This window comes from Undibacterium hunanense, from assembly GCF_014284335.1.
GTDB lineage: Bacteria > Pseudomonadota > Gammaproteobacteria > Burkholderiales > Burkholderiaceae_D > Undibacterium > Undibacterium hunanense.
In genome coordinates, this window is the sequence record NZ_JACOGF010000001.1 from 600,286 (window position 1) to 615,198 (window position 14,913).

General features: G+C 50.4%; 15 protein-coding genes. 9 read left to right on the top strand and 6 right to left on the bottom strand.

The genetic code is table 11. The annotated features are described in order from the left end of the window. Nucleotides 1–88 precede the first annotated feature (88 nt). Nucleotides 89–1,453, bottom strand: a complete 1,365-nt coding sequence (locus H8L32_RS02620) for an MFS transporter (RefSeq protein WP_186945595.1) — start codon at nucleotides 1,451–1,453, stop codon at nucleotides 89–91. A 158-nt stretch (nucleotides 1,454–1,611) separates the two neighbouring features. Here H8L32_RS02620 and cyoA point away from each other — a divergent pair, with 158 nt between their 5' ends. The 7 genes from cyoA to H8L32_RS02655 all read left to right on the top strand — a co-directional run bounded on the left by cyoA (nucleotide 1,612) and on the right by H8L32_RS02655 (nucleotide 8,779). After that, the gene (gene cyoA, locus H8L32_RS02625; RefSeq protein ID WP_186945596.1) at nucleotides 1,612–2,685 is read left to right on the top strand and encodes a ubiquinol oxidase subunit II; all 1,074 of its coding nucleotides are present in this window, start codon (nucleotides 1,612–1,614) and stop codon (nucleotides 2,683–2,685) included. Beyond that, nucleotides 2,685–4,691: a cytochrome o ubiquinol oxidase subunit I gene (gene cyoB, locus H8L32_RS02630; protein WP_186945597.1), complete on the top strand. Its 2,007-nt coding sequence runs from the start codon at nucleotides 2,685–2,687 to the stop codon at nucleotides 4,689–4,691. The genes cyoA and cyoB overlap by 1 nt, the downstream gene beginning before the upstream one ends. Beyond that, nucleotides 4,684–5,349: a cytochrome o ubiquinol oxidase subunit III gene (gene cyoC, locus H8L32_RS02635; protein WP_222619126.1), complete on the top strand. Its 666-nt coding sequence runs from the start codon at nucleotides 4,684–4,686 to the stop codon at nucleotides 5,347–5,349. The genes cyoB and cyoC overlap by 8 nt, the downstream gene beginning before the upstream one ends. Beyond that, the gene (gene cyoD, locus H8L32_RS02640) at nucleotides 5,346–5,828 is read left to right on the top strand and encodes a cytochrome o ubiquinol oxidase subunit IV (protein WP_186945598.1); all 483 of its coding nucleotides are present in this window, start codon (nucleotides 5,346–5,348) and stop codon (nucleotides 5,826–5,828) included. The genes cyoC and cyoD overlap by 4 nt, the downstream gene beginning before the upstream one ends. Further along, nucleotides 5,825–6,694 (top strand): SURF1 family protein, encoded by an 870-nt coding sequence (locus tag H8L32_RS02645; RefSeq protein ID WP_186945599.1) that lies wholly within the window; start codon nucleotides 5,825–5,827, stop codon nucleotides 6,692–6,694. The genes cyoD and H8L32_RS02645 overlap by 4 nt, the downstream gene beginning before the upstream one ends. A gap of 83 nt (nucleotides 6,695–6,777) precedes the next feature. Further along, complete coding sequence (locus H8L32_RS02650) at nucleotides 6,778–8,130, top strand: ATP-binding protein (RefSeq protein WP_186945600.1); 1,353 nt, start codon at nucleotides 6,778–6,780, stop codon at nucleotides 8,128–8,130. Between the two features lie 112 nt (nucleotides 8,131–8,242). Next, nucleotides 8,243–8,779: a response regulator transcription factor gene (locus tag H8L32_RS02655; RefSeq protein ID WP_186945601.1), complete on the top strand. Its 537-nt coding sequence runs from the start codon at nucleotides 8,243–8,245 to the stop codon at nucleotides 8,777–8,779. Nucleotides 8,780–9,043: 264 nt separating this feature from the next. Here the strand turns inward: H8L32_RS02655 and H8L32_RS02660 are convergent, their stop codons facing one another. Then, a complete protein-coding gene (locus H8L32_RS02660; RefSeq protein ID WP_186945602.1) occupies nucleotides 9,044–9,586 on the bottom strand; it encodes a YaeQ family protein in 543 nt (180 codons plus the stop codon). After that, nucleotides 9,586–10,458 (bottom strand): formyltetrahydrofolate deformylase, encoded by an 873-nt coding sequence (gene purU / locus H8L32_RS02665; protein ID WP_186945603.1) that lies wholly within the window; start codon nucleotides 10,456–10,458, stop codon nucleotides 9,586–9,588. The genes H8L32_RS02660 and purU overlap by 1 nt, the downstream gene beginning before the upstream one ends. A 294-nt stretch (nucleotides 10,459–10,752) precedes the next feature. On the opposite strand from purU, the gene H8L32_RS02670 reads away from it, so the two are divergent. Beyond that, complete coding sequence (locus H8L32_RS02670) at nucleotides 10,753–11,778, top strand: NADP-dependent oxidoreductase (RefSeq protein ID WP_186945604.1); 1,026 nt, start codon at nucleotides 10,753–10,755, stop codon at nucleotides 11,776–11,778. A 109-nt stretch (nucleotides 11,779–11,887) separates the two neighbouring features. Here the strand turns inward: H8L32_RS02670 and otnI are convergent, their stop codons facing one another. Next, nucleotides 11,888–12,682 (bottom strand): 2-oxo-tetronate isomerase, encoded by a 795-nt coding sequence (otnI, locus tag H8L32_RS02675; protein ID WP_186945605.1) that lies wholly within the window; start codon nucleotides 12,680–12,682, stop codon nucleotides 11,888–11,890. Between the two features lie 11 nt (nucleotides 12,683–12,693). After that, complete coding sequence (locus tag H8L32_RS02680; protein ID WP_186945606.1) at nucleotides 12,694–13,653, bottom strand: bile acid:sodium symporter family protein; 960 nt, start codon at nucleotides 13,651–13,653, stop codon at nucleotides 12,694–12,696. A gap of 275 nt (nucleotides 13,654–13,928) precedes the next feature. On the opposite strand from H8L32_RS02680, the gene H8L32_RS02685 reads away from it, so the two are divergent. Next, nucleotides 13,929–14,366 (top strand): GNAT family N-acetyltransferase, encoded by a 438-nt coding sequence (locus H8L32_RS02685; protein ID WP_230412028.1) that lies wholly within the window; start codon nucleotides 13,929–13,931, stop codon nucleotides 14,364–14,366. Nucleotides 14,367–14,382: 16 nt separating this feature from the next. On the opposite strand, the gene H8L32_RS02690 is transcribed toward H8L32_RS02685, so the two are convergent. Then, nucleotides 14,383–14,850 carry an acyl-CoA thioesterase gene (locus tag H8L32_RS02690; protein ID WP_186945607.1) on the bottom strand — a complete coding sequence of 156 codons (468 nt, stop codon included), beginning with the start codon at nucleotides 14,848–14,850 and terminating at the stop codon, nucleotides 14,383–14,385. Nucleotides 14,851–14,913: the final 63 nt, after the last annotated feature.

Below are 14,913 nucleotides of genomic sequence, written 5' to 3' on the forward strand. Positions count from 1 at the left end.
GGGATCAAGAAAAAACACTTCTTGATCCCGCCGATTTAGCTGTTTGGCCAACATCGGATGAAGGTCCAACGCGGCCCAATTTTGTCGCCTAGTTTCTGATCTCCAACGCGCGATTCAAACTGAGCGCGGCTATCGAGCATGCTGCACCGGACAACAGGTAGAGGCTGACATATTCCAGTCCGAAGTGTGAAGACAGCCCCAGCGCTACCAGAGGGGCAAAGCCTGCCCCGACCAGCCATGCCAGATCAGATGTCAATGCAGCCCCAGTGTAACGGTATTTGGGAACAAAATTAGAGGTCACAGCGCCCGATGCCTGTCCGTAAGACAAACCCAACACGGCAAAGCCCAGCAGAATAAAAAGATCCTGCCCAAATTCACTACCCCCCAACAAGGCTGGCACGAAACCGCTGAGCACGGCAATCATCAGTGCCAGCGCAAATAACATTTTACGACGGCCAATACGGTCGGCAATCAAGCCAGACACAACAATCCCCAGGATCATGAATATGGCGCCTATCATCTGTATTTCCAAAAACTCACTCAGCGAACGCTTGGAATAAATCGTGATCCATGACAATGGGAACACAGTGACCAGATGAAACAGTGCGTAGCTGGCCAAAGCCGCCAGTGCGCCGATGAGCAGGTTACGACCTTGTGAACGGGTCATCTCGACAATATTGGTTGGTTCCAGTTCACGCTCATCCAGCAAGTGTTTATATTCATTGGTGGAAACCAGGCGCAAGCGGGCAAATAAAGCAACTACGTTGATTGCGAACGCGACATAGAAGGGATAACGCCAGCCCCATTCGAGGAAGTCTTCATTCGATAAATTAGCGACCATGTAGGCAAATAAACCCGCAGCGATCATAAAACCCACTGGCGCCCCCAATTGCCCCAGCATTGCATACCAGCCACGCTTGTTTTCTGGCGCATTCAGCGCCAGCAGGGAAGGCAAACCATCCCAGGAGCCGCCCAGCGCTACGCCCTGCCCGATACGCAACACGGAAAGCAACACGATAGACGTTGCGCCAAGATGTGAGTATGTCGGCAGAAAAGCGATGCCAGCGGTAGATACGCCAAGCAACACGAGGGCAATGGTGAGTTTGGCTTCACGCCCCAGTCGCCGCTGGATTTCCATAAACGTCACCGTGCCGAACGGACGCGCCAAAAACGCAAATGAAAAAATCACGAAGGCATACAGAGTGCCTTCCAGTCTTTGTTCAAATGGAAAGAAAACCTGGGGAAAAACCAGCACCGAGGCCAGTGCATAGACAAAGAAGTCAAAATATTCCGAAGCTCGCCCGATGACGACGCCGATGGCGATTTCGCCGGGTGCAATTGAGGAATGATCAGATTTGGTGTTTCTGGTATTCCTGCTTTCAGTAGCTGCTGCTATATAGCTGGAACTGGCGTTGGAGGACAGTTCATTTTCATTGGTACTGATGCTGGCCATGATGGTCCCTCACATTGTCTCAAAAAATCATAGTCTGGCTCCTGTGCGATCTTCTTTTCTGATGCTTATTTGAAAACTAGGACAAAACGTCCAATCGCCAAGGCCTTTTTGTAAAGGTACATTAGCACAAATTTCTATAATCATTGACCTATCTCAATATGATTCCCTTATTTGCACGGCGCGGATTTGCTGTTTTTTCTGCAATTTTGTTGGCAGGTTGCAACACGGTGGTAATGAATCCGTCAGGCGATATCGCCTCTCAACAAAGCCATTTGATATGGGTATCTACCCTCCTGATGTTGCTGATCATCGTGCCAGTGATCTTTCTGACCATTCTTTTTGCCTGGCGTTACAGAAAAAATAATACCTCAGCAAAGTATGAGCCAGACTGGGATCACTCCACCCAGCTTGAACTCGTGATATGGGGGGCACCGCTGCTGATCATTATCGCCCTGGGCCTGATTACCTGGATCAGCACGCATACGCTGGACCCTTATCGCAAACTGTCGCGCCTGGATGAAAACCGCCCTCTTCCTGCCGATGCGAAGGTTCTGAACGTCGAGGTTGTGGCGCTGGACTGGAAATGGTTGTTCATCTACCCCGACCTAGGCATCGCCACAGTCAATGAGTTGGCGGCACCGGTGGACATGCCTGTGCGCTTTAAGATCACTGCATCCACTGTCATGAATTCCTTCTTTATTCCTGCGCTGGCTGGCCAGATCTATGCCATGCCGGGCATGCAGACAACACTTAATGCCGTGATTAACAAGCCTGGTGAATTCGATGGCTTTTCAGCCAATTACAGTGGCGCTGGCTTCTCTGACATGCGCTTCAAGTTTCATGGCATGAGTAATCAAAATTTTGATCTGTGGGTACAGGCTGCCAAAGCGAAAGCACAAACGCTGGACCGGACAACTTATCTGGCGTTGGAAAAACCAAGCCAACGTGACCCGGTACGTCACTACGCCAGTGTTGATGCAGATTTATTTCATGCCATCCTGAATCGTTGCGTCAGTGCAGGTGAAGTCTGCATGGACAAAATGATGATGAGTGATGCCAGGGCAAATGCCAAAGCTTATGCGGCATCTGATGCAAAACTGGATTTCAGCAACTTATTCACTCAAGGTCTGGAACAAGACAACGCAGCACGCGCAGCACGCCTGGCCTCCTATATTGACGCTGTAGATGCTGATATTTGCAAAGCATCTCCTCTTATCATCGGAAGTAAATAATGCAAGACCATATCGATTTGACGAAGCTCATCTTCGGCCGTCTCTCATGGGACGCGATTCCCTTTCATGAACCTATCCTGCTGGCAACCTTTGCCGCTGTTGCTATCGGTGGCATCGCAGTTCTTGCGGCGCTGACCTATTTCCGTGTTTGGGGTATGTTGTGGCGTGACTGGTTTACCAGCATCGATCACAAAAAAATCGGCATCATGTACGTCATTTTTGCGCTGGTCATGCTGCTGCGCGGCTTTGCTGATGCCATCATGATGCGACTGCAGCAAGCACTGGCGTTCGGTGATTCTGCTGGCTTCCTGCCACCACACCACTATGACCAGATCTTTACCGCGCATGGCGTGATCATGATCTTCTTTGTGGCGATGCCGCTGGTGACTGGTTTGATGAACTACGTGGTACCGCTGCAAATCGGTGCACGCGACGTGGCGTTTCCTTTCCTGAATAATTTCAGCTTCTGGATGACGGCATTTGGCGGCGGCCTGGTAATGGTGTCGCTGTTCGTAGGTGAATTCGCACGTACTGGCTGGTTGGCATATCCACCGCTGTCAGGCATCATGGCCAGTCCGGACGTAGGCGTGGATTACTATATCTGGTCATTGCAGATCGCCGGGGTTGGGACTTTGCTTTCAGGGATTAACCTGATCGCCACTATCATTAAAATGCGCGCGCCAGGCATGACGATGATGAAGATGCCTGTATTTACCTGGACTGCACTGTGCACCAACGTATTGATCGTTGCTGCTTTCCCTGTCCTGACCGCAGTATTGGGCATGTTGTCACTTGATCGTATGTTCGGCACCAATTTCTTCACCAATGATCTGGGCGGCAACGCCATGATGTATGTGAACCTGATCTGGATCTGGGGTCACCCTGAAGTCTATATTCTGGTATTGCCTGCATTTGGTATTTTCTCTGAAATCGTATCGACATTCTGTAGCAAGCGTTTGTTTGGCTATACCTCGATGGTGTATGCGACCGTGGTGATCACCATCTTGTCTTATCTCGTATGGCTGCATCACTTCTTCACCATGGGATCAGGCGCGAGTGTGAATTCCTTCTTCGGCATTACGACCATGATTATTTCCATTCCGACCGGAGCGAAGATATTCAACTGGCTGTTCACGATGTACCGTGGCCGTATCCGCTTTGAATTGCCGATGTTGTGGACCATAGGCTTCATGATCACTTTCGTCATCGGTGGCATGACAGGTGTATTGCTGGCGGTACCGCCTGCCGATTTCGTTTTGCACAATAGCCTGTTCCTGATTGCGCACTTTCATAACGTCATTATCGGTGGCGTGCTGTTTGGCATGTTTGCCGGCATTAACTACTGGTTCCCAAAAGCTTTTGGTTACAAGCTGGATGACTTCTGGGGTAAATGCTGTTTCTGGTTCTGGACCATAGGCTTCTATTTCGCCTTCATGCCCTTGTATGTACTTGGCCTGATGGGTATCACAAGACGCTTGAGCCATTTTGAAGATCCATCCTTGCAGATCTGGTTCCAGATCGCTGCTTTCGGAGCTGTCCTGATTGCCCTGGGTATCGCTTCCTTCATCGTCCAGTTGTTTGTCAGCTATAAGCGCCGTGAATCTCTGCGTGACCTTACGGGTGACCCATGGGGTGGCCGCACACTGGAATGGTCGACATCCTCCCCACCTGCTCCGTATAACTTTGCCTTCACACCGAAGGTCTATGACAACGATGCCTGGGCTGATATGAAGAGCAATCAATATGTTCGTCCAACAGATGGCTTTGTAGAGATACATATGCCCAAGAATACTGGTGCCGGCTTCATCATTGCCTTATTAAGCGCAGTGTGTGGTTTCGCCCTGATCTGGCAAATGTGGTTGCTGGCAGGCCTGGGCTTTGTTGCCATGATGGCTGCGATCATCATCCATACCTTTAATTACAAGCGCGACTATTACATCCCTGCTGCCGAAGTCATCCGTACTGAAGACGAACGCACCCGCCTGTCAGGTGTCAGCTATGTCTAATACCGCAACTTTTCCCAACGAGGGCACGAACGTGAACACCAGTGCAAGTTTCCAGGTTGGCAGGCATGCCAGCAGCGATTTTTATGTCAAGGAACATCATCCGGAAAACGGCACCCTGCTCGGTTTCTGGCTCTACCTGATGAGTGACTGCCTGATTTTCGCCTGTCTATTTGCGACCTACGCAGTATTGGGTCGCAACTACGCAGGCGGCCCTACAGGCGCAGAATTATTTGATCTGCCGCTGGTGGCCATAAATACGTCCCTGCTGCTATTGTCGTCTATCACGTATGGCTTTGCCATGCTGGAAATGCAGCGCAAACGCCTTAAAGCCACGCTGATCTGGCTTGCCGTTACCGGCTTGCTGGGCGCAGGCTTTATCAGTCTTGAACTGTATGAATTTGTGCACCTGATACACGAAGGCGCAGGTCCACAGCGCAGCGGTTTTCTGACATCGTTCTTTGCCCTGGTCGGCACACATGGCTTGCACGTGAGCTTCGGTATTATCTGGCTGATTACCCTGATGTTCCAGATCGGTCGCCATGGTCTGACGCCAGAGAATGGCAGACGTCTGATGTGCCTGTCGATGTTCTGGCATTTCCTGGACGTGATCTGGATCGGTGTATTTACCTTTGTTTATTTGATGGGAGTCTTGCCATGAGCGCACACCAGGAACACATGGCGCATGATCATCATGATGATCATCACGGACATACACACGTCGACCATGGCAGTCTGAAAAGCTATGCCACAGGATTTTTCCTGGCAGTGGTCTTGACAGCCATCCCATTCTGGCTGGTGATGGGAAAAGTCATGAACAAATCAAGCACCACAGGCATAGTCCTGCTGGTATTTGCAGCGATACAGATCGTGGTACACATGGTGTATTTCCTGCACATGAACAGCAAATCCGAAGGTGGCTGGACCATGCTGGCGCTGCTGTTCACTGGCATGCTGGTATTTATCATGATGAGCGGGTCGCTATGGGTGATGTACCACCTGAATCACAATATGATGCCCGGCATGATGCATGAATCAGAAACAAAGCCAGAATCGATTAATGCCACACCCATGTCCAGACCAGCAGCGTCATTGACACCGGTAGCCGACAAAATGAAGCCTATGCCATCCATGCAATGAATGCGCCTGGTCAAGGAATAGCGGACAAAAAGGCTGATCTGGTGTCAAAAGCAGATCAGCCCAAACATCTTGCCCGTCACTCCAATGTATTCAGACTGGCCTTCACAGTCTGCATGTTTGCGATTTTTTCAGGCTTCATTTCACTTGGCACCTGGCAAATCCTTCGCCTTCAATGGAAACTTGATCTGATAGAACGGGTTGAACAACGTGTACACGCAGCACCAGTACCCATTCCCGATTTTTCTCTATGGCCACACATCAATGCAAGCGCCGATGAATACCGTCACGTGCAGCTTGACGGCGTTTTTCTTCATGAAAAAACGGTACTGGTACTGGCCTCCACAGAATTGGGTGGTGGCTTTTGGGTCATGACTCCGCTAGAGACCACAGATCAGGCCACGGTCCTGGTCAACCGTGGTTTTATCCCGGAAAAAATGGCTGCGTCTTATCGCACAGCATCAACAAAGAATCAGGCTGACTCTTCTCGTGCCAGCACCATTCATGTCACGGGGCTATTACGCATGACAGAACCGGGCGGAGGTTTTTTGAGAAAAAATGATCCTGACGGCAATCGCTGGTATTCACGCGATGTACTTGCCATTGCAACAGCAACTGGCTTAACAAAGTCTGCCCCCTTCTTCATCGATGCCGATGCCAGTCTGGTAAACGATAAACGTGATACACAGCAAAATGACGGCTCAGCCAACACACCTGTTGCAGGCTTGACCGTGATTCACTTCCACAACAATCATTTGGTTTATGCCGCTGTCTGGTTCTTGCTGGCAGCCATGACGGCAGCAGCCTGGGCTTATGTCATCAGGGATAGAAAAAATGTCAGCAACACCAGCACAGGAAGCGCAGCATAAATCAGGCTGAAATTGCAAATTTAATATACCGCCCATGATCTGGTAGCATGTTCTGAAAAGCACAATCACCGGACATGGTAAACATGATAAAAAAAATAGTTCCATACAGCATTGGGCAAGGAATAGTGGCTAAAACCGCAACTGAAACACCCGCAAAACAGGCCGCCATTGCGATAGCCTACGAAAACTCGGCTGGTCACAAGAATATGCTGCAGCTTATTCAATTGCGCTGGCTTGCCGTGTTTGGTCAGTTATCTACCATTTTGATCGTGATGTTTGGCTTTGGCATACACTTGCCCCTGGTCAAAATGCTGGTTGTGCTGATCTGTCTGATAGGCTTCAACATAGCCAGCCATCTGCGCTGGCACGAACGCGTGTATGTGACCAATGGTGAACTTGTGTTTGCCTTGCTGATCGACGTATTCAGCCTGACTGCACAACTCTATTTTGGTGGGGGCACATCGAACCCCTTCGCTTTTCTATATCTACTGCAAGTGATTTTAAGTGCAGTCTTGCTGGAAGCCTGGTCAACCTGGATCATCGTCGTCATCACCAGTGCCTGCCTCGCCGGACTATCGCTGTTCTCTGAACCATTGTCTCTGCCGCCTGGTGAAAACGGTGGCCTGTCGCGTTTATATATCGCAGGGCTACTTATTTGCTTTATGCTCAATGCTGCCCTGCTGGTTTTCTTTATCACCCGCATAGGCCGCAACCTGCGTGCGCGAGATGTTCAACTGGCTGATCTGCACCAAAGGGCTGTGGAGGAAGATCATATCGTGCGCATGGGCCTGCTTGCTTCTGGTGCAGCACATGAATTGGGCACGCCTCTGGCGACGCTATCGGTCATCCTGGGTGACTGGCGGCGGATGCCAGAGTTCAAAAAAAACCCCGAGCTACTGGAAGAAATCAGCGAAATGGAAACACAACTGCAACGCTGCAAAAGCATCGTCAGCGGCATCCTGCTGTCTGCCGGGGAAGCGCGTGGCGAGTCTGCGGTCAAAACGACGATCAATACTTTTTTAAATGATCTCACCAAAGAATTTATATCGACCCGGACTATCGTCTCATTTGGTTTCGATAATCAGATTCAGGAAGATATTCCCATTGTCTTTGATACCGCACTCAAACAAATGGTCTGTAACGTACTCGATAATGCCCTGGAAGCCTCGCCTGAATGGCTACGCATGGAAGCCAGGCGTCATGACGATTCACTGATATTTACCGTTGTCGATCATGGGCATGGTTTTGATCCGGCCATCCTGTCACGCATAGGGGAACCATATCAATCCACCAAAGGCCGCCCCGGCAGCGGCCTGGGCTTGTTTTTTGTCGTCAATGTGGCACGCAAACTGGGTGGTCAGGTCACCGCATCCAATCGTGCAGAAGGCGGCGCCATCGTACAATTGAGCCTGCCACTTTCAGCGATCAAGCTGTAGCCGGAATTTTCCATTAAGATTGGTGTTGACGGAAAATACGCTACAGGCAATGGAATAGCACGTTGGATACGCCGTATCGAAATCACGGTTTAACTTCAGGAATTTTTTTACTATGTCAGAGAGTCGTCTGCTACTCATTATCGAAGACGATACAGCTTTTGCCCGTACGCTGGGTCGCTCGTTTGAACGGCGCGGTTACACCGTCTTGCACGCAACCAGTAAAGAAGATGCTGAAAAATTATTGTCCGACCACAGGCCTGCTTACGCTGTCGTTGATCTGAAATTGAATGGGCATTCATCCGGCTTGGCATGCGTGCAGCTTTTGCGTCAGCACAATCCCGACATGCTGATTGTCGTCCTCACCGGATTTGCCAGCATTGCGACTGCGGTGGAAGCCGTCAAACTGGGGGCTTGCCAATATCTGTCCAAACCCTCCAACACCGATGATATCGAAGCCGCCTTTGGACATATCGCTGGTACAGCAGAGGTAGAAATTACGAATCGCTCTACCTCCATCAAAAATCTGGAATGGGAAAGAATCCACGAAGTACTGGCCGAAACCGATTTTAATATTTCAGAAACAGCCCGCAGACTAGGCATGCACAGACGCACACTGGCACGCAAGCTGGAGAAGCAAAGGATTAAATAGCTGACCATAGACGCTATCTAGCAATTGCTTTTTCAAGCAATATAGCTTGAACGAACTGCACTGATTTCGATCATTTTTGAATCTTTAAAGCACGCGCTTATTTCGCAAAGCAAGTCCACTTTTGCCAAAAAGAAGTCCTTATAATCAGAGAAATAGCGAATTACAAATACAATCATTGGTTAAAATAATAATGGCTAAGTTAATTTTGAACAACTAACGCCTTCAATCTCACTATCAACATGTGAAATATCAATACAGATTCAATCAAGCTAAGTCTTTCAGCGTTTCCAGATCAATCTGCACGGAAGCATCACCAGCTGACATCCAGATTTGTCCGTCCTGTATCGTGCATTGCAACTGCATATTGCGCTGCGCGAGTTTTTCCAGCGCCTGGCTTTGCTCTGAAGGTATATTCATGACACGCAAATTCTTGGCGCGGTCAAGACGGCTGTTCATTGCCTTCCACCAGATATCACTGGCGCTGGCAAAACTGTAGACGATGACCTGTTCTGAACGGCCACAGGCTTTCAGCAAACGCCGGTCGTCCGGCTGGCCAACCTCTACCCATAACTGTATGGCATCAGTGTAATCCTTCAGCCAGATATCGGGTTCTTCAGTGTCGGATATACCCTTGCCGAATTCCAGGCGTTCTGCCGCATGAATGGCAAAGGCCAGCACACGTATCATCATGCGTTCATCGGTTTCGGATGGATGGCGGGCGATCGTCAGGTTATGGTCGGCATAATAGCCACGGTCCATGTCCGAGATATTCAGGTCTGCCTTGTAAATGATGGATTTGAGCGCCATTACTTGAACACCACCGTTTTATGGCCATTCAATAAAATGCGATGTTCAACAAAGCATTTGACGGCACGCGCCAGTACCACGCATTCAACATCACGACCGATGGCGGTCAGGGTTTCCGGTTCCATGGAATGATCGACACGCTCTACGTCCTGTTCAATGATGGGGCCTTCATCCAGGTCGCCAGTCACAAAGTGCGCCGTAGCGCCTATCAGTTTGACGCCACGTTCATGCGCCTGATAGTAAGGCTTGGCACCCTTGAAGCTGGGCAGGAAGGAGTGATGGATATTGATCGCCCTGCCCTTCAGCGCATCGCATAACTGCGGCGACAGTATCTGCATGTAACGCGCCAGCACCACCAGTTCAATATCGTTGGCAGCAACAATATCCAGTACTTTTTGTTCTTGCGCACGCTTGGCTTCTGCCGGTGCACCGGCTGCCAGAGGCAGGTGATGGAAAGGAATGTTATAACTGGCCGCCAACTGATAAAAATCGGTATGGTTGGATACGATGGCCTTGATCTCTACCGGCAACAAGCCACTTTTGTAGCGGAACAGTAAATCATTCAGGCAATGCCCAATCTTGGACACCATCAGCATCACGCGCGGCTTGTGATGCGCATCATGCAATTGCCAGCTCATCTGCATGCTGCCACCCAGCACGGCAAAGTCTTCGCGCAAGGCGCTATCGCTGACCGTATTGTCTTCCACCGCAAAATGCACGCGCATGAAGAAGGTAGCCGACTGCGCATCACCAAACTGGGCCGAGTCAATAATATTGCAGCCATGATGGGCCAGGAAACCCGATACGCTATGCACAATGCCGCGTTGATCGGGACAGGATAAAGTCAGGATATATTCTGGTCGTATGCTCATGATTTCAGTGGTATGGCCCGGATATATAGCTACCTGGGGCCGAAAACAAATTAAATTCGTAAATTTACTAACAAGCTTAAAGATTAACCGTCTATTGTCGCATGATCGGCGGCATAATTCATAGAACCTGCTTTCAATTAAATAATCACAACAAAAAGCACGTTCGTTCTAATTAATGTATAGTCACTCTTCTGACGACCCCATTTTGATTCAGGCGCATATAAACGCATATAGACGTATATATACACATTCAGGCTGGCTCAAACGCAAGCCGCATAACCTCAAGGAGACACCATGAGCACACTCAGCAACCAGCAATACCGCCTCGCAGCCCGCCCCGTCGGCAACCCCAAGCATAGTGACTGGAACTTCACCACAGAGACCGTACGCGATATCACCGACGGTGAAATTGTCGTACAAACCATTTATATCTCGCTGGACCCTGCCATGCGTGGCTGGATGAATGAAGGCAAATCCTATATCCGCCCGGTCGCCATCAATGAAGTCATGCGCGCTGGCGGCATAGGCAAAGTGGTGGCATCCAAGTCCCCAAAATTTGCGGTTGGTGATTATGTGTCTGGTGGTACTGGTGTGCAGCAATACTGGGTAGGTGCTGCCGATGACAAAACAGCTGGCTTTTATAAGGTCAGCCCTAAACTGGCCCCTTTGCCAAAATTCATGAATGCGCTGGGCATGCCTGGCATGACGGCCTATTTCGGCCTGCTGGATGTCGGTCAGCCCAAGGCTGGTGAAACAGTCGTGGTATCTGGTGCAGCTGGTGCGGTGGGCCAGACCGTAGGCCAGGTCGCCAAACAAAAGGGTTGCCGCGTCGTCGGTATCGCCGGTGGCAAGGACAAATGCGATTTCGTCGTCAATGAACTGGGCTTTGATGCCTGCATCGATTACAAATCCGGCTCAGTCAAAGATGGCTTGAAAGAACATTGCCCGAATGGTGTTGATGTCTATTTTGATAATGTCGGCGGCGATATCCTCGATACCGTACTGACACGTATCAATTTAAAGGCACGTATCATCATCTGTGGTGCCATTTCCCAGTACAACAACACGACGCCAGTCAAAGGCCCTGCCAATTACCTGTCGCTGCTGGTCAACCGCGCCCGCATGGAAGGTATAGTCGTCTTTGATTACGCCGCCCGCTATGGCGATGCCGTTACCGAGATGAGCAAATGGATGGCCGAAGGCAAATTCCACACGCGCGAAGATATCGTCAAGGGTCTGGAAACCTTCCCCGATACATTGATGATGCTGTTTGAAGGCAAGAACTTTGGCAAACTGATTTTGCAGGTCAGCGAAGAGTAAGCACCCTGCTCTATCCGGCGGACATTAGCAGCACATTCGCCACAAATAAAAAAGCAGTCATCATGACTGCTTTTTTATTTCTTGCCGCTTTTGTGCTTCTATACCAGCATCACTTCAGCCAGGGTTTTAACCAGGACAAGCCTTCCGACGTACCTGCACGTGGCCGGTATTCACAACCTATCCAGCCTTCATAGCCGAGTTCATCGAGCAAGCCAAACAAATAAGGGTAATTGACTTCACTCTGCTGATCCGGCTCGTGCCGGTCTGGCACGCCGGCGATCTGTACATGGCCAATACCGGCATGCTGGCGCGACATGTCGCGACGCAGCTTGGTGGCGACATCGCCTTCGACTATCTGGCAATGGTAAATATCAAACTGCACACGCAGGTTCTCCACCCCGATTTCCTGGCAGATTTCTTGTGCTTCATCTTGCCGGTTTAAAAAATAGCCGGGTATGTCGCGGGTATTGATGGGTTCAATCACGATGGTGATGTTATCTCTGGATGCCAGCAAGGCTGCATACGCCAGGTTGCGCAGATACACGGCGCGATGTTTTTCCCTGTCTTGTTCTGGCTGTATCAACCCGGCCATCACATGCAGCGTACGATTGCCCAAAGCACGGGCATACTCCAGCGCCTGATCCAGACCAAGCTTGAATTCTTCTTCCCGCCCTGGTATCGAAGCCATGCCACGCTCGCCCGCAGCCCAGTTGCCAGGCGGGGTATTGAACAGTACCTGCGTCAAGCCATTGTCCTGCAATAGCTTTTGCAGGTCCTGCGCCGGATAATCGTAGGGGAACAGGTATTCAACCGCAGTAAAGCCATCTTTCGCTGCAGCGGCAAAGCGCTCAGTAAAAGGCAACTCGGTATACATCATGCTGAGATTGGCAGCAAAACGTGGCATTTTTTGACTCCTTATCTTTTTGCGTAACGTTGCGCCATGACGGCACATACCATCAACTGCAATTGGTGAAACAGCATCAATGGCAATAAGACCATACCTACGGCATGGCTGGCAAATAAAACTTTGGCCATGGGCACGCCACTGGCAAGACTTTTCTTGGATCCGCAAAATACGATGGTGATCTCATCCTCTTTGCTGAAGCCAAAACGGCGACTGACAAACATGGTCAAGCCCATGATGATGGCCAGTATGACCCCGCTGATCGCCAGCAGGCTCAACAACATCAGGGGTGGCAATTGTTGCCACAAGCCCTGCACCACCGCTTCACTGAAGGCGACATACACCACCAGCAATATCGAACTCTGATCCACCATTTTCAATACGCCCGCATATTTTTCCATCCAGGCCTGCAACAGCGGCCGCACCAGTTGACCCGCAACAAACGGCAGCAATAACTGATACACGATTTTCAGCATGGCATCGATGGACGAATGGCTTTCGCCATGCGCCACCACAACCAGACTGACCAGCATGGGTGTAATGAAAATCCCCAGCATATTGCTGGCCGACGCACTGCACACGGCTGCCGGTACATTGCCACGCGCCACGGACGTAAATGCAATCGACGACTGCACGGTAGATGGCAGGACACACAAAAACAGTATGCCAACATACAGCTCAGGCGTAAGCAAGAGTAGCAGCAATGGCTTCAGGCTCAGTCCTACCAGCGGGAAAACAGCAAAGGTAAAGACCATGACCAACAGATGCAAGCGCCAGTGGGTAATACCGGCCAGCACCGCCTCGCGTGACAATTTGGCGCCGTGCATAAAAAACAGCAAGGCAATCATGCCGGTCGCCAGATGATCAAAACCGGTAGCTACAACACCTTTGGCAGGAAAAAGACTGGCCAGGGCCACAACGCAGAACAACAACAAGGTCATGTTGTCGGGTAAAAAACGGGGTCGCTTCATGATGGATGCGAAAATTCGAGTTAGAGGTTTAAGTTGGATGCCTTGATTGTACTTGAATAATGCATGCCGCCATTGCAGCATGGTGCCAGACGGTGCCACATGGTGCCACATGGTGCCAGATGGTACCGCATGGCGACAGATAGTGAACAGCGCCAACAAGACACTGCCGATTGCATTTACCCGGCTTGACGATACAATAAGCACCCACCCTGATGTCTGCCTTGCAATATAGAAAACAAGACAGAAAACACAGTCCCAGAACCTGATAAAAAATTATGCCCAATTCCCTGCATTTCCGACCAGCTACTGCTGATGATGTCAGCACCATGATGCGCATACGTCTGGAAGTAAAAGAAAATACCCTATCCAATCCCAACATCATCACACGCCAGATGTGCCTTGACTATCTGGATACGCTGGGTCGTGGCTGGGTGGCAGAACTGGATGGTGAAATCCAGGGCTTTTCTTATGCCGCCCACGGAGACAGCAGCATCTGGGCCTTATTCATCTCGCCCGAACATGAGGGCAAGGGCATGGGTAAAGTCTTGCTGAAACTGGCAGTCGATTACCTGTTTGAATTGGGTAATGACGAAGTCAAACTGGGTACCAGCCCCAACACCCGCGCCGACCGCTTTTATGCGGCCCAGGGATGGAAGCGGGGTGAAATGAAGAGTGCGACCGAAGTCGCGTATACATTAAGCAAGCGCCTTTAAGTCCCGGCAAACAGCATCAACCAGAAGTAGCTGGAACCACAGCCGGGACCACAGCCGGCACTACCGCCGGCAGATAGATATCGCAAAACTCCGCTGGCATGCGGCGTGCACGGCCACTGCTCAATTCTATGCAGACCAGGTCCCAGCGCCCCCTTAATACAGTAGCGCCGTCGCTATCGCGTATCAATTGAAAGCGCCGGTCCATGGTAAGTTTGCCATCGCTGGCAAACAGCCAGGTGGCCAGCGTCAGGGATTCGCCCAGCAGGGTTGGCAATACATAATCATATTCCCCACGCCGTATCGCCATGGCCCGGTCCAGTCTGTGATAATCGGTCAGGTTCAGGCCAAGAGCTTCTGAATGCCCCCATGCGACTTCTTCACACCAACGTACATACACGGCATTGTTGGTGTGATTCAAACCGTCGATGTCACTATCCTGCGGTGTAACAGGCCGCGTGAATGGCTGCGGATAATCCCAAATCATTACATCACTCATATATATAGATAGAGATACAGAGAAAATAAAAAAAACCGATATCTAAACCAG